The following is a 20,993-nucleotide window of genomic DNA, read 5'->3' as shown; positions in this document are numbered from 1 at the left end:
TGAAAAGCTCCTTACCTATTTTTAAAAGTGTAAAATTTGCTCTACAACACGTGCTGCACTGCGAGCACCATCCTCATGGAAACCCCAGCCCCAATACGCTCCACAAAATGAAGTTCTGTTTTGTCCGTTAATTTCTTGCCAACGAGATTGAGTTTGAATCGCTTTAGTATCAAACACAGGATGACGATATTGGCGTTCAACCAATATGTCTTCGGCTTTAATTTTCATATTCGGATTTAAAGTAGAAAAAACTTGAGTATTGCAGGGTAAATTCTGCAAATTATTCATCCAGTAGGTAAAACCATAATGTATGTCGGACTCATTGCTTTGAACTTGCGATGTTGGCGTTACATGTACATGCCAACTTGCCCACTGCAAACGACTTTTAGGCATAATTGAAGTGTCACGGTGAACCACCATGTGATTATCTTGATAGCTAAATTGACTTAGTATTTCTCGTTCAAGCGATGAAGCATCTTTAATTAAACTTAGGCTATCGTCCGCATGGCTTGCGAAAATCACCCAGTCATATTGTGTTTGCCCTTCAACCGTTTCGATCAAAACTGTTTCGTGCGAACGGCTCACAGCTTTTACTTCTGCAAACTTCCACTCAATGGATGGGCAATTCTTTTGAATAGCACGAATGTAACTTGCTGAACCGTGTTTGACTGTTTGCCATTGTGGCCGCTCTTTTAGCTGTAGCATGCGGTGATGCTGAAAAAAACTTACGACAAATCGATATGGAATCTGACCTACCTGCTCAACCGGAGCCGACCATAATGCCCCGCACATCGGATAAAGATGCTCATAACGAAACTCATGGCTGTATTTGTGTAGGTCTAAATAGTCTTCAATAGATAAATTAGGGTCAAAATCTGCTACATCAATATTTTTATTATCATCATAAAAACGTAGCAAATCTGAGAGCATTTGTAGAAATTTACGGTTTAGAAAGTTCTGCGGACGGGCAAAGAGCGACCATTTTTTTGAGGGGTTATATTGAAGCCCACTGACCAGATTATTCACCGAAAAACTCATGTCGCTGCTTTGAGTTTCAACTCCCAAATTTTTAAGCATGTCGGTAAATAAGGGATAGTTGTAGTCATTAAACACAATAAAACCACTATCTACCGAAACTTTAGAACCCTCTATATCCAACTCATGAGTGTCAGTATGACCACCAAAATAGTTATTTTTTTCATATACGGTAACTTGATGTTGTTTTGACAATTTCCATGCAGCATAAAGTCCCGATATACCCGAACCCACAATGGCAATTTTCATAACACTTCCCCATTTTCAATTTTTTCTATCGGTAGATCTTTAATCTTTTTATATTGATACACCTTCGCTGGTACTGGCTTTAGTCCCCACACCAAACCAAATAAAGACATCAGTTTGAGCACATAAAAGGTGACATCAATCTGCCACCAATAAAAACCTTGACGCACACTACCCGCGTAAAAGTGATGGTTGTTGTGCCATCCCTCACCTAAGGTAATTAAAGAAAGTAAAAAGTTATTACGGCTGTCATCTGGGGTATTAAACTCTCGTGAACCATAACGATGCGCGAGTGAATTAATACATAAGGTTGCATGCGTTAAGAGAACGGTAGAAATCACAAATCCCCACACCAAAAGCTGTAAACCATTAGTTCCCAGCTCAGGGAAATGTTGCGCAAGCCACGAACCAAAACCATAAATTGCCAAAGCTGTAAAAATCACAATAGGCAAACTAAATCGGTCAAGCCAAATCAGCTCAGGATATTTCAACCAGTCTTTAATCACTTTTTTTCGAATAGCAAAATTCTGCTCATTCAAAAACCAGCCTACATGGGAATACCAAAAGCCTGCTTTCGCTGAATGTGGGTCCTGATCGGTGTCGGTAAAGTGATGATGATAACGGTGATGCGCTGCCCACCATAACGGTCCACGCTGTGCACTCATGGTTCCGATCAGTATAAAAATGAACTGGACAATACGTGATGTTTGAAAAGTTTTATGTGAAAGATAGCGGTGAAAAAAAGCAGTAATTGCAAACATGCGAAGAACGTAAAAACCTAGCATGAAGACAACTGCAAACCAAGATACGCCCACCCAAAACACAGCTAAACAAGCGATATGCAATAAAATAAAAGGAATTATTCTTAACCATTGAATTTTCTTTTCAATGACATATTCGCCAGAAGTACCCACTTGCGCATTTTCTGAATCTGACCAGCTATCGATCCAGCGCAGAAAAAATTTAGACATTGATTCTTCCTGATCTAAAGCATTTCTTTTGGTTCTAATTTAGAAAATGCGCAATGAATTTTATGTGAAGTTCACACGATTACGAGATAAATATAAGAATCTACATAACCAGCAACTTCACTATTTAGACTGTGTTGTCTTAACGAGTTTAGAAACATCGTAGCCATAGCTTTTTGCGGTTTGCAGATAAGACTGATATGTCGCTTCATCAATTTGAGGACTACGAGAAAGAATCCATAAATATTTCTGGCTTGGGCCACCCACTAAAGCGACCTGATAATCTTGGTCAACTCTTAAAACCCAATAATCGCCTTTTGTAAAAGGAATCCATCTTAGGCCTGAAGGCAAAAAGCTCACTTTTAATTTACTGTTGCCCTCATTTTGCGAATAGGCCACACCTTCAGATGAAATCATTTTGCCATCTTTGTTGGTACAACTATTTAAAACACCAACGGTTTTGTCCGCGTTAATGGAATAGTTTGCAGTTGTATTGGCTACACAATTACGCTGAAAAAACATAGGTAAATGCGCAATCTCATACCACTTACCTGCGTATTTATTAATATCAATAGATTCAACAGCCACTGGTTTCGTATTTGTGTCGGCAAAGGTACTCAAAGGAAGCGTTAAGCTAACCGCTGCAAGACTGCTGCTGATGACAAGTGACTTAAATAATAATTTCATAACGACCCTCTTCTATTTATTTCATATGTTTAAACATACGCCAGAGGGTTGTGAACAAAGTGTGAATTTTAAAAATTAAAGAACATTAATAAGGATTTAATTGTATTTATTTGGGGCACCTGCAATTGGAAAATCAAGCTCAAAGCACACACCTTCGACCGTGTTATAAACTCGATAGAGGCCATGATGTAGATCCATAATTGAAGCGACAATCGATAACCCTAATCCACCTGTCTGGTTCTCATCACTTCGACTTGAGTGGCATTGGTAAAATCTTTCAAAGACATATTCGAGTTGATGTTCAGCAATTGAAATACCTCCCGTTACCACAGTCAGGCTGACCCATTGCCTATGCTCAATCATCTTATGTTGGCTTGAAATATAGATAATTCGGTTATTTCCACCGTGAACCAGCGCATTTAAAACAAGGTTGTAAACGGCTCTTTGAAATAACTCTGGATCTGCAAATAGCTTTTGGGCTTCTAAGTTAAAACTAAAATGACACTCTTGTTCCTCGGCCTGATATTCAAAAATCTGGCCTAGCCTATCTATAACATCTTGGACGTTTATTTCTTGTTTGTTTACAAGAACCATTTTCTGATCGGCTCTTGCTAAAAAAAGCATGCTATCAATCATGCGTTTTAATCTGTGGTAATCATCCAAATGAGACACCAGCAAATCTTCATATTGCTCAACTGAGCGTTCGCCAGTTAAAGCAATTTCGGTTTGCCCAATTAGATTATTTAAAGGCGTACGGAACTCATGAGCAATATCCTCAGAAAAACGGTTGAGCTGCGTATAACCCTTTTCAATACGCTCAAGCATGTGATTTATATCTTTTGAAAGTAGCTCAACTTCTAAAGGTGAATTTGAGAGATTTAATCTTTTCTGTAGCTGATTTACGTTAATAGAATGAGTTTGCTTGCGAAGTTGTTGTAGCGACCTTAAACCTAGGTGACACGCTAAAATGCAAAGCACAAAGATTGCAAACACGCCTCCTACCACATACATCAAGAGACTTTCTTGAAAAGGTAAAAGAATATTGATGCGTTCTGACCATTGTTTACCTGCAATGAGCAGATAAGGCTCGTCATTAATTTTTATGCTTTTCCAAGCAATTCGCGTTGGATATGGGTTGTTAGCTAAATCTTGAAATTGAAGACTGTTGCGCTGTGCAAGCTCAGGTAACTGAATATGGAGCGGATTAATATTAATTAAAGCTTTGTCTTTATGAATAAGCAGAAACAAATTGTCTTGGTTGCCGAGCATGTTTTGGTACAGCTTTGGCCGCGCAATAATTTGCTCTACATTTTCGCTATCTTGTAGCAAAATTTCCAAACGGTTAATTCTGTCTGCTAAAGCTTTATCTTGCTGCTTTAATAAAATTTGGTTAATACCTAAATAGGTCATAAAGCCGACGGAACATAAAATTAAGGCAGAACAGAGCGTGACCAGTAATGTAATACGGACTTCAAGAGAACGTAGAAATTTAAAGTTCATAAGCTAACCGAAATTTTATAGCCCAAGCCACGGATGGTATGAATGAGTTTTAATTCATATCCTTCATCAATTTTGCTTCGTAAACGGCGTACAGCGACATCAATAAAGTTGGTATCGGTATCAAAGTTAATATTCCAAACTTCGGAACCAATTTGCCTGCGCGTCACGATTTGCTCTTTATTGATCAATAGATAGCGCAATAAATTAAATTCGGTTTTGCTCAGCTCAATTAAGTTTCCGTTACGCCATACTTTATGTCCGACCAAGTCCATTTTTAAATCACTGATAGAAAGTTCATTTTCTTGCAGATATTGCTGTCTTCTTAACAGGCTTTTAATACGTGCCAACAGTTCAATATAGGAAAAAGGTTTAGCCAAGTAATCATCTGCACCCAATTCCAATCCTTTAACTCTATCCATCACCTGATCTTTTGCCGTTAAGAAAATAACCGGAATTTTTGAAAACTGGCGTAGGACCTGTAATACGCTCCAGCCGTCTATGTCAGGCAACATGACGTCAAGAATAAGCAAGTCATATTGATCTCTCTTTAGTATTTCCAAACCTTGAAGCCCTAAATGAACGCACTCCGCTTGATATCCAGACTCTTTTAATCCTTTGACCAAATAAGTGGCGATTTTGATCTCGTCTTCAATAATAAGGATACGCATTTTTTAGAAACTCATTTGAAAGATGACAACTTTGTAATGTGATTGTCATGCTTGAAATTATTCAATTTGTTTAAGATTTTCAAAGCGACATAGAGGCAATCATCATGAACAAATTGAAATGGCTGATGCTAACAGCCGTGCTATTGGGTAATAGTACTTTTGCACAGCCCCCTGCTTTGAATCAAGTCTATTCGTTAGATCTTAAAACTGCGCATCTACTAGCAGACAGTGCTAAAGAGGCATGCAAAAAATTAAATCAAAACATTGCGGTCGTTGTTGTTGACCGTGGTGGTAACCCTTTAACTGCCGAACGGCATGAGTTGGTTGGTCCACATAATTTAATGGCGGCTGAAAAAAAGGCCTATACGGCGCTATCTACCAAAACATCGACCTTGGTTTTAAGCCAAAACAGTAATCAAAACCCCGATGCAAAAAATTTAACTACCGTATCAAATTTACTTTTGTTAGGTGGTGGCGTACCTGTTCGTTTTGAGAACCAAGTGATCGGAGCGATTGGTGTTGCAGGTGCTGGCGGCGCACAAAATGACAATCAATGTGCAAGCAAAGCCATTGAAACCATTTTTCATTCATAAGGAGTTCACCATGACTAAATCATTTGTTGCTTTATCTTCTTTATTTATAGCTTCAGCTACATTTGCACAAACTAATCCGCTAAGTGTGCATGTGTTAAATCTAGAAACGGGGTTGCCCTCTTCTCAGGTTGAAGTCGTTTTAGAAAAAAACACAAATAACCAGTGGGTTAAACTCAACCAGCAAGTGACTGATTCAAATGGTCGTATTAATGCGCTCTATCCAGAAAATAAAAAACTAGAACAAGGTGTTTATAAAGTTACTTTTAAAACTGAAGACTGGTTCAAAAAGAATAAACAACAAACTTTTTTTGCCGAAGTACCCGTTATTTTTAAAGTGGATGGAAGCGTAAATCACTACCATATTCCTCTACTACTTAGCCCTTATGGTTATTCAACCTATCGAGGTAATTAAAAGAAAAACCCCTTTATCTGTTTTGCACAAATAAAGGGGTTAATTCAAAGCGATTTGGTTTACGAACAAACCCCATTGCTAATCACCGATTTTTTATTTGAATCCAGCGCCACGATTGAAGAAGAAACCGTATTAATAATTTGAGTCATCGCCTCACTTGATGCACTTACAATGGCTTCCATTTTTTTAGCTTTTTGATCAATTGGCTGCTTAAAAGCAATTCTGCAATTCAGCTGAGATCCTCTATTAGTGATTACTTTTGCATTAGCTGACTCTAATTGAGTGGGTGGTATTTGACGCTTTACGACCCAAGACACAGCAATATTAATATTGCTATGATCTACAATATCAAAATGAGAAAAGTCCGTAGAAACTCGATATAATGGTTGATTGTTTCCAGCAAGCCCACTGCTATAACTGTCAATTGCGCCTAGCTTTTGTTGTAAACCCGCCGATAAGGTATCGCGTAATTGCGTACCCATGGTCGATGTCCAACGTTCGTTGTTTAGCACCGTAGACTTACCACTACTGTCTTGTAGCACCAAAGGCGCACGGTCTAAGCGGTCTGGAATCCCGACTGGCAACACCTCAATCACCTGCACAGTTGAGTTGGTGACCGGAGTGACTTTAGGTGTAAGCGTATAGTAGTTTGGCGTTGGTGAACTCGAACATGCTGTCATAGCAACTGCCGTTAAAAACAAGCCACTCCCAAGTAGCCATTTGGCTGCTTTAGAATGTTGAAAAGATCGATTGTTTTTATTTTTCATCATCGGCCTCTGGGGTCTTACCACGAATAATTGATTCAGGGTGTTGTTCAATATAGTCTGACATTAACTGTAAAGAGGCAGCAGCTCGTGTCATTTGCTGTAATGCTTTACGTACGTCTTGTTGCAACGGCGCATCACTCGACAAAATAGACTCAGATGACCTTACAGTTTTACGAACATCGTCTAAAGTTGCTTGTAAACCAGGTGCAACTTTACCATCTAACTGCTTAACCAGCTTGTCGGTAGACTCAATCGCTGTGTTCATATTGTTAAGCGTTTTACGCACATCTTGCCCAATTTCAACTAACGGGAATTTCGTTAACTTGTCTGCAATCTGAGAAACTTGTGCTTGTAAGCCACTCAGTTCGGTTGGTGTAGTTGGAATCACCACACGGTTATCACCTAGAATCTGTAATGTGGCTGGTTTAGCTTTAGGGAACTTGTCTAGAGCAATATAGTTTTGTCCCGTAAGAAGGTTGCCTGTTCTCATTTGAGCACGCCATCCATGTTCAATAAAATCTTTAAAAATTTCACTGTTTGGGTTAAGTGCTTGACCATTTTCAACTCGTGAAGGATAGATGACTGCCTCAACACGCATACGAATCTGTTTATAGTGGTCATAAAACTCGGCATTTACTGATTTAACATTACCAATTTCAATACCCATAAAATCAATCGGTGCACCGACAGTAAGCCCGCGTAATGAATGATCAAAATACATAATCACGCCACGTGGTTGACCATCAGGTTCTTTTAATGCGTCACCTTTTGAGTCCCAAAGATTAAAGCGACTATGATTCGCCGCTGTAGTAGCACGCGAGCTTTCAGGGATTCCAAAAGCAATACCACCTGCGACAATACTTGCCAACGATTGAGTATCTAAATTAAAGCCCGAAGCATTTAAGGTCACATCAATCCCACTCGCCTGCCAAAAACGTGCATCGGTGGTTACAAACTTGTCATACGGTGCACGGATAAACGTTTGTAGTTCAACATTTTTACCGTCATCGGACAATTTATAGGCTGTAATTTGCCCTACATTAATTCGACGATAATAAATTGGAGAACCTATATCTAACGAACCAAGATCATCTGCATTTAAGAAAAATACTTTTCCGGGAACATCTGAAGATATGACGGGCGGCACTTCTAATCCAGTAAATTCAAACTTATCCTCTGCTGATTTACCGCCATCCACTTCAATATATGAACCTGACAATAAAGTGTCTATTCCTGAAACTCCACTCGTCCCAATACGTGGTCGCACAACCCAAAATCGTGAATCTTTTGCTGCAAAGTTACTCGCACCTTTACGCAAATCAATTCTGGCAATAATGTGTGAACGGTCATCTGAAAGATCAATCTGCCGTACTACACCAATATCCACCTGTTTATAACGGACTGTTGTTTTACCAGCGACTAACCCTTCAGCCGTTCTAAAAGACACATCAATTGTAGGGCCATGAGACAATAGCGCTTTTACAGCTAATGACAGTGCGATTAAAAGCGCGATCAATGGAATAAGCCAAATTAATAAAGGCTTCCACCGACTCTTCTTTTCTTGAGGCTCTGGTAAATCATTCATGCTATCCAGTTCAATATCTGTATCACGACGATCTGAGTTACCAGTGGTTATTTCATTTTCAGACATACTCATTGTTCTTTTATTGACTGGGATTAATAGAATCATTATTCAACGGCGGATGTTCTGCCTGAATAATCGTTGTTTTTTCAGAAGCAACAGAAGACGGTTTGTTTGTATTTTGAGATGTATAGAAGTTATCCCAAATAATACGTGGATCAAAACTAAGTGATGCGAACATGGTTAACACTACAACCGCGCCAAAAGCAATCGAACCCGGCCCTGCTAAAATTGTAGCAAGCGATTGAATCTGAATGAGGGCTGTTAAAAGTGCCACCACAAAAACATCAATCATTGACCAACGCCCAATAAACTCGACAATTCGATATAATTTAACGCATTGCTCGGGTAAAAATTTCCAACCTGCCGATTTCTGTAGATATACAGCAAATAATAAAAAATACAAAATCAGCAGTTTCAACATGGGAATAAAAATACTGGCCATGAAAATAACGACTGAAACCAGATAGTCTCCACTTTGCCAGAAGTAAATTACCCCACTCATGATCGTATCTTGCTGGCTACCTAAAAGTGAGTCAGTCACAGTCATTGGAAGTACATTGGCTGGAATATAGAGAATTGTTGCAGCAACTACCAAAGCAAAGGTTCGATTTAAACTCGCTGGTTTACGTGAATGCAGTACGCTATTACAGCGAATACAACGTAAAACTTGATGGCTTTTATCTCGTCGTCTTTTTTCATTTTGAGCAGAATTTACGACCCCACAGCAATGGCACACAATTAATGAAAGATCTTTGGCTCTTGGATATTGCTTAAGTACCGATCCATGTTGCGAGCTTTTTGCTTGGGTCACATTTTTTATTGTTTTCATGGCAGTGACCTATCAATTTCGTTCCATATATCACTTACCTTTATGGAAGTAATATAGACCAACAATACACTTAAGATCGCAAATGCCCATAAAGCAATTTCGGGAATCACCAAGACCATTCCAACCAACTTTACAAGCGTGACCAAAATTCCGATTAAGAACACCTCAACCATTCCCCACACTCTCATAAAGAAAAGTGTGCGTAAGGCCATCACCAAAAACGTTGGCCTCTTTTTCAATATACTCACTGTACCGAGCACATAGCTAAGTAATAAAAGATAGGAAAGCGGCACAATAAAAGTGGTAATTAAGATGAGTACACCAACGAATGCCCGATCAAAGTGAAACATGACCCATACAGCACCGAGTAAAGTCGTTTCGGAAGTATTTCCTTGTAATTCAATTTTTACGATGGGAAAGCTATTGGCAATAATAAATACAATTAAGGCAGTTAAAATCAAAGCTAACAATGTTGAAAAAGTTTTGGTGTGCCGATAGAGTTCTGCGCCACAGCAAACACAATAAGCCCTTTTTCCATAAGCAAGCGGAGCTCTACGATAGACTGTATCGCACTCCTCACAACCTGCTAATTCTTTAAGCTTCATAGTGATACTCTGAAATTTATAATTTGTATTACATCCTTCAACGAGCTTGTTTTACCTAAAACAATGACTCCTAACACGCAAATATTATTCCAAAAATTTAACTTATAGCATTGGTATATCAACATTCAAGTTAAGAAAGATAGAAGAAAAATGAAAATTTTGATTATTTTACTGCTACCCAAAATAATTTATAGAGAATCTCTTTGCTACCAAGTTAAATGAAAATATAAATTAAACCAAAGACTATCTAATTAAATTCAACTTTTTAGACAGAAAAATTATTGAAGATGCTGTTCAATATATTTTTGAAATTGCTGAACAGTATGACCCGATTCTAATTTTGAATTGGAATAAAGCCCAAACGATAAAGATTTAAGTTGAGGCAATTCAGCACTTTTTAAAATTTTGATATCTGAAGGTATTTGAAATAATGTCCTTAAACTGATTCCAATGCCTGCACGTACCGCAGGCCACAAAGCTTGAACAGAATTGCACTCATAGGCAATGTGCCATTCCAAGCCCTTCTCTTCAAGCGCCTGAATTGCCATTTGTCTTAGAATACAAGGCTGCTGTAAAACAACTAATGGAATCGAAGTTCCAGCTTCAAGAAGCTGCTGGATGTGTGGATGAGAACAAAATAACCACTCTGTTTCTACATTCTGCAATTCATAAAAATTTTCACGGGCTTCATCTTGTTGCCAGATAAGCGCTAAATCCAGCTCTTGTTTTTGTACTTTTTCTAATAAATTAAGATTTCGATCGACCTGAATTTGAAACTGCACTTTAGGATATTGCAACATGAACTGAGCAATTAATTGTTGGAGCGTACCTTCAGCAAAATCTTCTTGTAATCCAAAGCGAATAACCCCTGTCGCTTGAGTCTGATGAAGTTGTAGAAGTACCCTGTCATTCATTGCCAACACACTTTTTGCATGACTAAATAATAATTCACCGCTCGGCGTTAACTCTAACAATCTTCCGTTTTTTCTTAATAATTGGCAGCCAGTCTGCTGCTCTAATTTTTTTAATTGAGCACTAATCGCAGCCGGAGACCGACATAAATTTTGAGCAGCCAAATAAAAACTGCCTAGCTCTATACCTTTTACAAATGCCCGTAAGGCATCTAAGTCAAGGTTAGTGGGTACTTTGGCATAATCATTCATAAAAACTGAACTATAGGTTCAAAAAGTTTTGATTTTTTAAAATATAACAAACTGCCATAGTCACTACAACATCCCCCAACGCAGAGTTTTAAGATGTTTAGAAAAATTGATATCAACAATTTAGAAACTGTCGCTCCCAAACTTTATGAGCTCGGCAAGGATTATTTGTTTGCAGATATCTGGCAAAGACCAATCCTTGATACTCAAACACGCTGTTTCATTACAATCTCGGCGCTTATTTTGCAGGGTCGCTATTCACAGCTCGAATGGCATATCAAAAATGCCCTAAGCCAAGGGATCTCTAAGGAACAAATTATTGAGGTTACTACCCATCTTGCTTTCTATGCAGGACTGCCCACCGCTATTTCAGCACTTGAACATATGCCAGAGGAGATATGGTCATGCCCATGATTCGTTTTACAACCAGCTATCCATATACCGATTTAGAAAAAGCGCAAATATCTAAAGTTGTGCAATCTTGTATGGAAAACTATTTCGATACGCCTAAAAATGATTGTTTTCATATTTTTGAACAAATACCGCAAGGACAGGTTTTTGTTGACCCTGATTATTGGGTTAAAACTGCACGTACTGAAAAGTTCATCTTGCTTTATATCACCTCAGGCAAGCCCCGAACGGCGCAACAAAAATCAGATTTAATGGTGCATGTTACAGCACAGCTTAAACAAAAATTTGATGTTCCAGAACAAGATGTCATGTTTGTGATTGTGCAAAATAGTGCAGAAGATTGGTGCTTTGGTCATGCACAACGTGCTGATCTTTATTTGAAAAGCTTGAATTCACCATAAATAAATACAAGCCGAATGCATATTTTCATGAAATATATAAATTCAGATCTAAAAAAGCTCCTTAAATAAGGAGCTTTTCATTCGCCGATTCTTAATTAACCATAGTTAAAAAATAGTTTAATAATCTATCTCGATCATCTACTTGATTTTCCCCCAAAAGCTGAACCATAGCGCCATCAATCACAAATAAAAACAGGTGCGCATCTTCAATTGAAGCCGTAACTTTTAACGTTAAAAGTAGTTTATAAATTTCTTGAATTAACCAGTGTCGATAGTCAATCACGACCTTATAGGCCTTTGGATAAAGCTTTTCAATTTCAAAAATTGCTTTAAATGGCAAATGGTAAAAGCCCTCTAAATCTGCATGTAAATAGAAAATTTTCTTGAGCTTATCAAACAACATAAGTTCACGATATGAATGGATAATTGAAAACACCTCGTCTTTTAATGCATCTTTTTGAAAAGTTAGGCTCATCTCGATGAGCTTTTCTTTAGAGTGAAAATCATTATAAAAAGTGGATTTTGAAATTCTGGCTTCAGCAATAATTCGGTCGACACCTACATTATGAAAACCATGTTGATTAAATAGATCTCTTGCCGCGTGGAGCACTCTTAATGCTCTAAATGAATTTTCTAAATTTGGCATAAACATTCTGCTCAAAGATAATTTTTTGTTGTATATAAAAGAGATAGAAAGGCCGTCACTCTTAAAATGAGCGATAAAAACGGACAAATCAGTTGCACGAAACCGTGCCCGAGCCTATCTCAAGCTTTATTGTTGATATGATTTTTTAGTCGTAACGATCTAAAGGCTAAACCTATAAATGTTTAAACCGTTTTAAAGACCAGTTGAGCGGTATGGATAGAAAGAGCTTGGCAAAGGCCAAAAAATAAGAAGAAATAGTATGCATAGAGGACTCCTCATGTCTAAAGAAGTTCTACCGAATTACTGTCAAATAATTATGGTGGCAGAACGAGAGAAGGTTGACAGACTGGTTAGACGCCAGCACACCCGAGGGTGTCCCTCTCCCGTCCTACCGCAACGGGAGGAGACGAGGAGCTTACACACAAAACTATTCCTCAGAAGGAATAATTCTGATGCAGTCTAAATCAGCCTGTCAAAGCCGGCTGACAATGTAGGTCAGCAGGCAAAGGATAGTGCTCTACCCTATTGCAGTCAAGCATGCAAAATGACATTTGTTTTAAAATAGATCATTAAAAAGTAAGGATAAATAATGAATAACTTATTGTTAAATTAGGTTTATAAATCAGATATTTTCCCAATTCGCTTAAAGCCTTAGATAAAGATTAAGCTTTAAAGTAATTTTATCTTCGGTCTATATATTCAAGATAACCTCTGCCAACCAATGCCTGATCATGAAATTCACCTTGCCATGCATATGAAGAAACAAAACCAGCTGCCAATCCGAAACAATACGGGGTATCTACATGTGCTGAAATATCTAAAACTTTTTGATTGTTGTGATAAGCAACCCAGCGAAAAGTATTTGGTACATTCATTGAAAAATTATCGGGAGTAATCTGCGGTTCTTCTTGAAGACTCGTTACTTCAAAAAGTATATCTCCATTATATTGAATTGACGTTCCATCAATATGACGATAGTAAACAGAAGTCAAAATGGGTTGGCCTTCATAGCAAATAAAAGCCAGCAATAACTGCTGTTCGTGGTCAATATTAATAACTTGATAGCTAAAGACTTTTACAGGAAGTTGAATATTCTCAACTAACCATTTGTTTTTGAGCATTGAGGTAGCTACAGCTTTCCAAGACTCCAACGTGCAAAGTCCTTGAACGGTTTCACTATTTCCCTTTTGTTTGATATGACCTTCATATTGCATGAGCACACTAAAGTGCTTATACAGGCCACTATAGGCAAACCATGAAATAGCTTTTGTGGGCTTTAAATAAAGTTCTAGCTCTAAATCTTCTCTTTTAGTAATGAGTAAGAATCCATCGCCTTGCTCATGCATGATAGTTTGATTGTCAAAATTAATCGCAAAAGGATTTTGGCTAAATTTAATATCATTTTTAATTGAATATGTTCTGTAAGCTTCAGAAGTTGTCGATAAGGCTGTTCCATGCACTAACGAAGCTGTATCCCCTTTTCCATCCTTAGACATTTGATAGTTGGTATCTGTAATCGTAAATCCTACATAACCTAAAACTGAAGCCCAAGATAAATATCGAAATGGTTCAGGTAAGTCAGGTACCATGATCCCGTAATGTGTGCTCCCAAAGCGTTTATAAAGAGTATGAGGAGTAAGTTCAAACTCTTTTGGCAATACCGATTGCCGCTCTGGTGTAACAGCTCCTAACAATGACCCTGAAAGTTTAGCAACTTTTTGATTGGCTTTGTCTTTAAGACTCTTCGGTAATCTATGGCTTGAGATTAGCATTTTTAAGATCCTTTATTTTTATCTACTTAAAAAATGAAGTTCCATATTAGAACTTGATAATTTGCAATTGAATGTTAATAAAGGACATCTTGATCTAAGCAAATGCACTAAAACAAAAAAGCCAACTCTTTCGAATTAGCTCTAATTACCTCATGACCACGTCTTTAAAAATTGTTTTTGATTTTATTGTTCGCAACAATTTTCATCAATTTTTCTTATGGGTTTAAATTAACCTTTCTTTATGACATTTCAATTAAAAAACATCTGAACTCACCTATTGAATACTACTCCAAAAGAACCAATTGCCCGCCCTACTCGAATAAGAATTGGAATAAGACATTATAAATACTTCAGCCCTACTATTTTTCTAAATATTCTAAATTGTTCTATAGTGAATTACTTCAATACTATATCTGATGAGTTAATATAATAAGCTTGATCTAAAGAAAATTTTAAACTCTTAAAGTAATTTGCATGAAAAATATTAATATCTTCAAATTTATAAACCTTGTGCTGGCCTTTTTATGGATCTATCAAGGTCTCGTTCCGAAATTTCTATTTCTTAATTCTGATGAAATCTTTGTGTGGCAATGGCTAGGGCTCTCACTTGAACATGCAAAACTTGCAGGCCATGCGAGTGGTATTACTGAAATAATTTTTGGTTTATGTTTTCTCTTTACTGCACATAAATATATTCACTATTTAAGTATTTTGGGTTTGCTTGGGCTGCTTCTTTTAATTGGTTTTTTAATACCTTCTACGCTTATCTTGCCCTACAACCCTATCGTAATGAATCTTTCAATGATAAGTTTATCTATTGTCTATCTCATCTTATTAAGTGAGCAAAATTAACTTACAGCCATTCATTTAACTATTTTTAAAGATTTTATATAGAGAGTGCAATGAGTTTACCCAAAACTGAAGTTTACTGTGTGGTCATTACAGGAAGTACAAAGGGTATTGGCTTAGCACTCGCAGAAGCTTTTTTAAAGCTGGAATGTTCAGTTGTGATTGCTGGACGTAACGCTGAGCACTTAAATCATGCCCTCACCCACTTAGATACTCATTTCAATAAAGAAAAATTCATTGGCCTGTGTTGCGATGTGACTCAAATTTCTGATGTGCAAACCCTATGGGATGGTGCAATTGAGCGCTTCGGGCAAGTCGATGTGTGGATTAATAATGCAGGAAGCTGTCATCCAACCAAAGACTTTGTTGACCTTCAGCCAGAAGAGTTAAACGCGGCTGTTTCAACTAATATTTTAGGCACAATGTTGGGCTCGCAAGTGGCTTTAAAGGGAATGCTTAAACAAGGTTATGGTCAAATCTTTAATATGGAAGGTTGGGGAAGCAACGGCGAATGGAGTGCAGGCATGACGCCTTATGCAACCACAAAACGGGCCGTAAGTTATTTCAGTAAAGCACTTTATAAAGAGACAAAATCGACAGCTATTTTAACCGGCACACTCAGCCCGGGCATGGTTGCAACAGACCTGTTAGTTTCTTCTTGGACCAATGGCAACATCCAAAATTGGAAAAAGATGAAACGGTTATTTTTCTTTGTGATTGATCCGCCTGAAGTCGTTTGTGCTTATTTAGCAAAACAAATTATTCAAAATAAAAAAGCCAACCGACGTATCGCTTGGATCACGCCGTGGAAGCTTTTCCTTAGATTTTTGCAACCTTATTACTGGCGTAGAAACCCCGTTAAAGGCACAGCTTTAGAGCATTTGTAGTCAGGCTTATAATGTGACTAAAAATCTAATCTCACTCAGTTAAGATGGTTTGATTGATAGGCGCATCAGGTTTATTGTTCAGTAAAAGTTCTTCTACTGAACTCTTTACCCATCAAGAATCGTTATCTGAGCTACCTTCTTTATTTAAAATCCGCCCTTCCCGTTTTGGTCGAATCAATGGTGCTGTTGGTCGGGGATGCGTATGTGTATATTGCATACCAACTCCCGCATTTACGTCATCTGCTGCGATTTCAGTTTCAAAGCGCTCATTATCAAGATCTCGAATTTCTTCGGTAATTCTTTCTACTTCGTCTTCATCCACACCAAGTTCTTGTAAAATTACTCCCCCAAACTTAATCGCAGATTCAAACGTTTCACGGATCATGAAGTCTACTTTTTGTTTGACTAAATGCAGTGAGTGCTCGCGGTCATATGAACGGACTAATAATTTCGCTAAAGGAAATTCATGAGTGACGAGTTCCACAATTCTATTGGTTGTCTCTTTACTGTCTACACACACCACAATCGCTTGTGCTGTTGCAGCACCAGAAGCATGTAGAATATCTAAGCGACAGCCATCGCCATAATAAATTTTAAAACCAAATTTTTCAGCGTTTCGAATCATGTCCGTATTATTATCAATAATGGTGACATCTACCCCTCTTGCCAATAATAATTGACTGGTGACTTGTCCAAAGCGCCCAAATCCAATCATTAAAACGCTACCGCTTAAACCCTCGGCAATATTGACGTTTTCTAATGAAACATTCGCTTTAAATTGAGTAAACCGTTTAAAAATAATACCTACAATTGGAGTCAACACCATTGAAAGCACAACAATAGCGGTAAGATTAGATTTAATTGTACCGTCAATGACTTGGGCACTTAATGCAGCAGAGAAAAGTACAAAGGCAAACTCTCCGCCCTGAGCCATGAGTAAGGCACGGTCCAAGGCTTCAGTATGAGGGCTTTTCGTTATTCGGGCGACAATATAAATCATGAGTGCTTTGGCAAGCATGAGGGCAATTACACCACTGACAATGAGCTGCCAGTTTTGAGCAACCACTGATAAATCCAATGACATGCCAACCCCAAGGAAAAACAGGCCCAGCAAGATTCCTCGGAATGGTTCAATATCAGCTTCAATTTGATGTCTAAAGGTTGATTCAGATAAAAGCACACCCGCTAAGAAAGCACCCATTGCCATAGACAAACCGCTGACTTGCATGAGCAACGCTGCACCCAACACAACCAATAATGCTGCGGCAGTCATCACTTCTCGGGCTTTAGCAGCAGCCAAGAGTCTAAATAATGGGTTAAGTAACCAATAACCTGCCGCAATAAGACCTGCAATTGCGATTAAACCAATGCCTATATTTTCTAAACGTACAGACGTGCTTTCGACCACATGATTAGGTGCCATAAAAGCAACAATAGCGAGCAATGGTACAATCAGTAAATCTTCAAATAATAAGATGGCTACAATTTTTTGCCCACGAGATTGGGTCAAGTCACCTCGATCGCCCAATAACTGCATCACAATAGCAGTCGACGTTAGTACAAATCCTGCTGCACCAATAAAAGCAACTTGCCATGTAAAACCAAATAACAGTCCGACACCAGTCAAAGCCAGTGCACAAATGATGATCTGTAGTGTGCCAAGGCCAAAAATCTCGCGTCTAAGGCTCCATAAATGTGACGGCTGCATTTCCAAACCAATCAGAAATAGGTACATCACAATTCCCAACTCGGCAATATGTAAAATTGCGGTGGAATCTTGGAAAAAAGCAAAACCGAATGGGCCAATAATCAGACCTGCAATTAAATAACCTAATACTGAACCTAAACCAATACGTTTAAAAATAGGAACTGCTATTACAGCCGCTGCCAATAAAACCACAGGGGCAACCAAGCTAATTGAATGTGCTTCTGAGCTCATACATTTCTCATTTTATTTATCTGCAATTTATTCTATGTGAAACTATGTTTAAGGGCGATTATTACTTTTGAGAAAAAGCATCCTAAAAATAAAATGACTTAAATCACCCGAAAATAAAAATTGAGCCGATACATACGAACGAAATATCTCTTTATCTTAATATTCATAAATAAGCACTCGTAAAAAAAGCCCTTACGGGCTTTTTTTTTATTAAACAACGAATTTCAACATGAGCTGAATGACTGTCGCATTAATTAAGTCGACAAAGAATGCACCACAAAGCGGAACAATTAAAAATGCCTTATGCGATGGTCCATACATGTTAGTAATCGCCTGCATATTAGCAACTGCTGTTGGCGTTGCACCCATACCAAAACCACAATGCCCTGCTGACAACACCGCTGCATCATAGTTTTTGCCCATCACACGGAAGGTCACGAAAGCAGCATACAAAGCCATCGTAATGGTTTGAGCACCTAAAATCACCACAAGTGGCCCAGCCAAATCTGCAAGTTGCCAAAGCTTTAATGAAAGCAATGCCATTGCTAAATAAAGCGATAATGATGCATTACCAAAAACATCAATCGCACGGTCAAAAATATCAATTTTCAACACGCTTTCTAAGATATTTCTTAGAATTACACCGCCACCCAATGCCCAAACGAAGGTTGGTAACTCAAACCAAGTACCCTTACTAAAGCCTGTCATAAATTCAGCAAATGCCAAACACGCTGCAAACATACCTAGCGTAGTAATTGCATTATCGGCAGTAATTAAACGTACTTGATGTGGGTTTTCAAACGGTGCGAGATCATCCGAATTTTGTTCAAGATGACCATCACGCTGTTGGATTTCAGCATTAGTTTTTGGTTGAGCAAGGCTATAACGATTGATAAGCAATTTTGCTAATGGGCCACCAATCACACCACCAATAATTAAACCAAAAGTCGCACTCGCCATTCCTAAAGCTAGAGCACCCTGAATACCATGCTGAGTTTCTAAAATTTCACCCCAAGCTCCGGCTGTACCGTGACCACCTGTTAAGGTAATTGAACCCGCAATTAAGCCAATGAGTGGGTCAAGACCAAGCAACGTCGCAAGACTCATGCCCACCGCATTTTGCACAACAATAAAAGACGCTACACAGACTAAGAAGATAACCAAAGCCATACCGCCTTCTTTAAGCTTCATAAAATTGGCACTTAAACCAATAGAAGCAAAGAATACGAGCATAAAGCTGGTTTGTAATTCGCTACTAAAAACAATGCTATATCCCCATATGGTATGGACAAGTAGCGAGATAACCGCAGCAACTAAACCACCTGCTACAGGTTCTGGAATATTGTAGCGTTTTAAAAAATCAATCCGATTGACAAGAAAGCGGCCCAACAATAGAACGATGACCGCCGAAATTAGTGTATAAAAACCATTAAAAACAAATTCCATATATACTACTTTCTAATTACATTCCTAACGGATTGTAAAATAATTATATTTTATTTTTTAATATGTAAAGAAAACACAAACAAACTTTACAAAATTACCCTACCATTAAATCTCAACCATTATTAAGAAAAACTTAAATTTTTAAATATTTTATACAAAATCACCCCACAAGATCAATTTAATCATTTAATTTCAAAATCTTAACCAAAAATATTCTCAATTAAAAATAATTATGCTTTGATACCTTAAGCAAAAAATCCTGTCTTTTAAGTCACTGAACTTAGCTCTCATTCCCTTTAATATCCTTAAAAGACCAGCTCGTTATTGTTCTGGGCAACATCTTTATAGGTTTTATGTTCAATGAGTTTATTGCTTAAAGTTCGACAGAACGTTCCACAGCTACAGTCCATTAAAAAATCTCTTCAGACACGTGCTGGTCAAAAAATACCTCACATGCTGATCAATGCATCGGATCTATTTTTTAGAGGTCCTCAAATTGCGTTGTCAGGAAAAACGCCCTTTGACGTGATTTATAAGCATGAAATTATTAGCTTACGGCATTATAGAAATGAGATGAATACCTCTACAGCTAAACACCGCGTACCGTTAGTTATCGTTCCGCCACTAGCAGTTAACATGTTCATTTATGATTTGTTTCCTACACGCAGCTTTGTCCGCTTCTTTTTAGCACAAGGTTTTGATGTCTATTTAATTGACTGGGGTGTACCCACCCGACATCAAGCAAAATACAATTTCGGCACCTACATTAAAGTCTTTATGCCTGAAATGTTAAAACAGGTCCGCGTACACAGTGGTCAACAACAGCTTTCTTTACATGGCTGGAGTTTAGGCGGTGCACTTTCACTCTGCTATACCGCATTATTTAAAGACAAAGATATTAAAAACCTAATTATTTTAGCTTCCCCTATCGATACGCATAAAGCCGGATATATGGGCAAACTCTATGGCAGCTTAACCAAACCTGCACAATGGGTTCGCAAACATACGCCGTTTCGTATTCGCCACCATGTGCCAAGTAAGGCATTTCATATTCATGGATGGCAAAACACACTAGGCTTTAAATTAACTGACCCGATTGGAAATCTAAAAACGTATTGGGAACTTTTTAAAAACCTCGATAACCGAGAATTTATTATTGACCACGCAACTTCTAGTTCATTTATCGACAATATGCTGGCGTATCCAGGTGGAGTCATGCGCGACATCATCCTTCGTTTCTGGATTGATAATGAATTATCCAACGGTGTAGTGAAATTCGGTGAACTTACAGCCTATTTAAAAGATATTGAATGTTCAGTGTTAGCACTGGGTGGTAGTACGGACATTATTGTGACCACTGATGCTGTTAAGCCACTCATGGATTTAATTAGCAGCCAAGATAAAACGTTTAAGGTCGTACCGGGTGGACACATGGGTGTTGTTTCCGGAAGCCAAGCACCTACAGCGGTCTGGCCTGAAATAAGTACTTGGTTAGTTGAGCGTTCAGGTTAGTTCGTTTAAACAATA

Annotated in this window: 21 protein-coding genes; 7 read left to right on the top strand and 14 right to left on the bottom strand. The window is 38.1% G+C overall.

Annotated features, from left to right (window positions below):
- Positions 1-21 precede the first annotated feature (21 nt).
- The 5 genes from HL290_RS02285 to HL290_RS02265 all read right to left on the bottom strand — a co-directional run bounded on the left by HL290_RS02285 (position 22) and on the right by HL290_RS02265 (position 5,104).
- A complete protein-coding gene (locus HL290_RS02285) occupies positions 22-1,284 on the bottom strand; it encodes an NAD(P)/FAD-dependent oxidoreductase (protein WP_198495473.1) in 1,263 nt (420 codons plus the stop codon).
- Complete coding sequence (locus HL290_RS02280; RefSeq protein ID WP_198495472.1) at positions 1,281-2,252, bottom strand: acyl-CoA desaturase; 972 nt, start codon at positions 2,250-2,252, stop codon at positions 1,281-1,283. Before HL290_RS02280 ends, HL290_RS02285 begins: the two co-directional genes overlap by 4 nt.
- Positions 2,253-2,372: 120 nt before the next feature.
- Complete coding sequence (locus tag HL290_RS02275; protein ID WP_004643384.1) at positions 2,373-2,936, bottom strand: lipocalin family protein; 564 nt, start codon at positions 2,934-2,936, stop codon at positions 2,373-2,375.
- Between the two features lie 96 nt (positions 2,937-3,032).
- Positions 3,033-4,436 carry a heavy metal sensor histidine kinase gene (locus HL290_RS02270; RefSeq protein ID WP_198495471.1) on the bottom strand — a complete coding sequence of 468 codons (1,404 nt, stop codon included), beginning with the start codon at positions 4,434-4,436 and terminating at the stop codon, positions 3,033-3,035.
- A complete protein-coding gene (locus HL290_RS02265) occupies positions 4,433-5,104 on the bottom strand; it encodes a heavy metal response regulator transcription factor (protein ID WP_198495470.1) in 672 nt (223 codons plus the stop codon). Before HL290_RS02265 ends, HL290_RS02270 begins: the two co-directional genes overlap by 4 nt.
- Positions 5,105-5,229: 125 nt before the next feature.
- On the opposite strand from HL290_RS02265, the gene HL290_RS02260 reads away from it, so the two are divergent.
- Together HL290_RS02260 and uraH are read left to right on the top strand one after the other, a co-directional pair.
- Positions 5,230-5,697 carry a GlcG/HbpS family heme-binding protein gene (locus HL290_RS02260; RefSeq protein WP_198496371.1) on the top strand — a complete coding sequence of 156 codons (468 nt, stop codon included), beginning with the start codon at positions 5,230-5,232 and terminating at the stop codon, positions 5,695-5,697.
- A 10-nt stretch (positions 5,698-5,707) separates the two neighbouring features.
- Positions 5,708-6,109 (top strand): hydroxyisourate hydrolase, encoded by a 402-nt coding sequence (gene uraH / locus HL290_RS02255; RefSeq protein ID WP_198495469.1) that lies wholly within the window; start codon positions 5,708-5,710, stop codon positions 6,107-6,109.
- 59 nt (positions 6,110-6,168) lie between these two features.
- On the opposite strand, the gene HL290_RS02250 is transcribed toward uraH, so the two are convergent.
- The 5 genes from HL290_RS02250 to HL290_RS02230 form a co-directional block, all read right to left on the bottom strand.
- A complete protein-coding gene (locus HL290_RS02250) occupies positions 6,169-6,876 on the bottom strand; it encodes a membrane integrity-associated transporter subunit PqiC (RefSeq protein ID WP_198496370.1) in 708 nt (235 codons plus the stop codon).
- Positions 6,866-8,533 carry an intermembrane transport protein PqiB gene (locus tag HL290_RS02245; RefSeq protein ID WP_198495468.1) on the bottom strand — a complete coding sequence of 556 codons (1,668 nt, stop codon included), beginning with the start codon at positions 8,531-8,533 and terminating at the stop codon, positions 6,866-6,868. Before HL290_RS02245 ends, HL290_RS02250 begins: the two co-directional genes overlap by 11 nt.
- 7 nt (positions 8,534-8,540) lie before the next feature.
- The gene (locus HL290_RS02240; RefSeq protein ID WP_005039492.1) at positions 8,541-9,350 is read right to left on the bottom strand and encodes a paraquat-inducible protein A; all 810 of its coding nucleotides are present in this window, start codon (positions 9,348-9,350) and stop codon (positions 8,541-8,543) included.
- On the bottom strand, positions 9,347-9,955 hold the full coding sequence (locus HL290_RS02235) for a paraquat-inducible protein A (RefSeq protein WP_056481073.1): 609 nt from the start codon (positions 9,953-9,955) through the stop codon (positions 9,347-9,349). The genes HL290_RS02240 and HL290_RS02235 overlap by 4 nt, the downstream gene beginning before the upstream one ends.
- 278 nt (positions 9,956-10,233) lie before the next feature.
- Positions 10,234-11,118, bottom strand: a complete 885-nt coding sequence (locus HL290_RS02230) for a LysR substrate-binding domain-containing protein (RefSeq protein ID WP_198495467.1) — start codon at positions 11,116-11,118, stop codon at positions 10,234-10,236.
- Between the two features lie 93 nt (positions 11,119-11,211).
- On the opposite strand from HL290_RS02230, the gene HL290_RS02225 reads away from it, so the two are divergent.
- Together HL290_RS02225 and HL290_RS02220 are read left to right on the top strand one after the other, a co-directional pair.
- On the top strand, positions 11,212-11,529 hold the full coding sequence (locus HL290_RS02225) for a carboxymuconolactone decarboxylase family protein (RefSeq protein ID WP_004643395.1): 318 nt from the start codon (positions 11,212-11,214) through the stop codon (positions 11,527-11,529).
- Positions 11,520-11,927 carry a tautomerase family protein gene (locus tag HL290_RS02220; RefSeq protein ID WP_198495466.1) on the top strand — a complete coding sequence of 136 codons (408 nt, stop codon included), beginning with the start codon at positions 11,520-11,522 and terminating at the stop codon, positions 11,925-11,927. Before HL290_RS02225 ends, HL290_RS02220 begins: the two co-directional genes overlap by 10 nt.
- Before the next feature lie 91 nt (positions 11,928-12,018).
- Here HL290_RS02220 and HL290_RS02215 read toward each other — a convergent pair whose 3' ends face one another.
- Together HL290_RS02215 and HL290_RS02210 are read right to left on the bottom strand one after the other, a co-directional pair.
- Positions 12,019-12,573, bottom strand: a complete 555-nt coding sequence (locus HL290_RS02215; protein WP_198495465.1) for a TetR/AcrR family transcriptional regulator — start codon at positions 12,571-12,573, stop codon at positions 12,019-12,021.
- Between the two features lie 680 nt (positions 12,574-13,253).
- The gene (locus HL290_RS02210; RefSeq protein ID WP_198495464.1) at positions 13,254-14,345 is read right to left on the bottom strand and encodes a DUF6670 family protein; all 1,092 of its coding nucleotides are present in this window, start codon (positions 14,343-14,345) and stop codon (positions 13,254-13,256) included.
- Positions 14,346-14,819: 474 nt separating this feature from the next.
- Between HL290_RS02210 and HL290_RS02205 the strand changes: the two genes are divergently transcribed.
- Both HL290_RS02205 and HL290_RS02200 read left to right on the top strand, forming a co-directional pair.
- A complete protein-coding gene (locus tag HL290_RS02205; RefSeq protein ID WP_198495463.1) occupies positions 14,820-15,197 on the top strand; it encodes a DoxX-like family protein in 378 nt (125 codons plus the stop codon).
- A gap of 50 nt (positions 15,198-15,247) precedes the next feature.
- Positions 15,248-16,081 carry an SDR family NAD(P)-dependent oxidoreductase gene (locus HL290_RS02200; RefSeq protein ID WP_198495462.1) on the top strand — a complete coding sequence of 278 codons (834 nt, stop codon included), beginning with the start codon at positions 15,248-15,250 and terminating at the stop codon, positions 16,079-16,081.
- 112 nt (positions 16,082-16,193) lie between these two features.
- On the opposite strand, the gene HL290_RS02195 is transcribed toward HL290_RS02200, so the two are convergent.
- Together HL290_RS02195 and gltS are read right to left on the bottom strand one after the other, a co-directional pair.
- Complete coding sequence (locus tag HL290_RS02195; protein ID WP_198495461.1) at positions 16,194-18,020, bottom strand: monovalent cation:proton antiporter-2 (CPA2) family protein; 1,827 nt, start codon at positions 18,018-18,020, stop codon at positions 16,194-16,196.
- 210 nt (positions 18,021-18,230) lie between these two features.
- Complete coding sequence (gltS, locus tag HL290_RS02190; protein WP_198495460.1) at positions 18,231-19,466, bottom strand: sodium/glutamate symporter; 1,236 nt, start codon at positions 19,464-19,466, stop codon at positions 18,231-18,233.
- A gap of 360 nt (positions 19,467-19,826) precedes the next feature.
- Here gltS and HL290_RS02185 point away from each other — a divergent pair, with 360 nt between their 5' ends.
- A complete protein-coding gene (locus tag HL290_RS02185; protein ID WP_198495459.1) occupies positions 19,827-20,978 on the top strand; it encodes an alpha/beta fold hydrolase in 1,152 nt (383 codons plus the stop codon).
- Positions 20,979-20,993 lie beyond the last annotated feature (15 nt).

It is taken from the genome of Acinetobacter sp. AC1-2, from assembly GCF_016124155.1.
GTDB lineage: Bacteria > Pseudomonadota > Gammaproteobacteria > Pseudomonadales > Moraxellaceae > Acinetobacter > Acinetobacter calcoaceticus.
The sequence above is the reverse complement of the archived record's forward strand: the minus strand, read 5'-3'. Positions and strand labels throughout refer to the sequence as shown.

Bases quoted from the DNA above. Each gene is read 5' to 3' on its own strand.
- HL290_RS02285 (WP_198495473.1), bottom strand. From the start codon at position 1,284: ATGAAAATTGCCATTGTGGGTTCGGGTATATCGGGACTTTATGCTGCA.
- HL290_RS02280 (WP_198495472.1), bottom strand. From the start codon at position 2,252: ATGTCTAAATTTTTTCTGCGCTGGATCGATAGCTGGTCAGATTCAGAA.
- HL290_RS02275 (WP_004643384.1), bottom strand. From the start codon at position 2,936: ATGAAATTATTATTTAAGTCACTTGTCATCAGCAGCAGTCTTGCAGCG.
- HL290_RS02270 (WP_198495471.1), bottom strand. From the start codon at position 4,436: ATGAACTTTAAATTTCTACGTTCTCTTGAAGTCCGTATTACATTACTG.
- HL290_RS02265 (WP_198495470.1), bottom strand. From the start codon at position 5,104: ATGCGTATCCTTATTATTGAAGACGAGATCAAAATCGCCACTTATTTG.
- HL290_RS02260 (WP_198496371.1), top strand. From the start codon at position 5,230: ATGCTAACAGCCGTGCTATTGGGTAATAGTACTTTTGCACAGCCCCCT.
- uraH (WP_198495469.1), top strand. From the start codon at position 5,708: ATGACTAAATCATTTGTTGCTTTATCTTCTTTATTTATAGCTTCAGCT.
- HL290_RS02250 (WP_198496370.1), bottom strand. From the start codon at position 6,876: ATGAAAAATAAAAACAATCGATCTTTTCAACATTCTAAAGCAGCCAAA.
- HL290_RS02245 (WP_198495468.1), bottom strand. From the start codon at position 8,533: ATGAGTATGTCTGAAAATGAAATAACCACTGGTAACTCAGATCGTCGT.
- HL290_RS02240 (WP_005039492.1), bottom strand. From the start codon at position 9,350: ATGAAAACAATAAAAAATGTGACCCAAGCAAAAAGCTCGCAACATGGA.
- HL290_RS02235 (WP_056481073.1), bottom strand. From the start codon at position 9,955: ATGAAGCTTAAAGAATTAGCAGGTTGTGAGGAGTGCGATACAGTCTAT.
- HL290_RS02230 (WP_198495467.1), bottom strand. From the start codon at position 11,118: ATGAATGATTATGCCAAAGTACCCACTAACCTTGACTTAGATGCCTTA.
- HL290_RS02225 (WP_004643395.1), top strand. From the start codon at position 11,212: ATGTTTAGAAAAATTGATATCAACAATTTAGAAACTGTCGCTCCCAAA.
- HL290_RS02220 (WP_198495466.1), top strand. From the start codon at position 11,520: ATGCCCATGATTCGTTTTACAACCAGCTATCCATATACCGATTTAGAA.
- HL290_RS02215 (WP_198495465.1), bottom strand. From the start codon at position 12,573: ATGCCAAATTTAGAAAATTCATTTAGAGCATTAAGAGTGCTCCACGCG.
- HL290_RS02210 (WP_198495464.1), bottom strand. From the start codon at position 14,345: ATGCTAATCTCAAGCCATAGATTACCGAAGAGTCTTAAAGACAAAGCC.
- HL290_RS02205 (WP_198495463.1), top strand. From the start codon at position 14,820: ATGAAAAATATTAATATCTTCAAATTTATAAACCTTGTGCTGGCCTTT.
- HL290_RS02200 (WP_198495462.1), top strand. From the start codon at position 15,248: ATGAGTTTACCCAAAACTGAAGTTTACTGTGTGGTCATTACAGGAAGT.
- HL290_RS02195 (WP_198495461.1), bottom strand. From the start codon at position 18,020: ATGAGCTCAGAAGCACATTCAATTAGCTTGGTTGCCCCTGTGGTTTTA.
- gltS (WP_198495460.1), bottom strand. From the start codon at position 19,466: ATGGAATTTGTTTTTAATGGTTTTTATACACTAATTTCGGCGGTCATC.
- HL290_RS02185 (WP_198495459.1), top strand. From the start codon at position 19,827: ATGAGTTTATTGCTTAAAGTTCGACAGAACGTTCCACAGCTACAGTCC.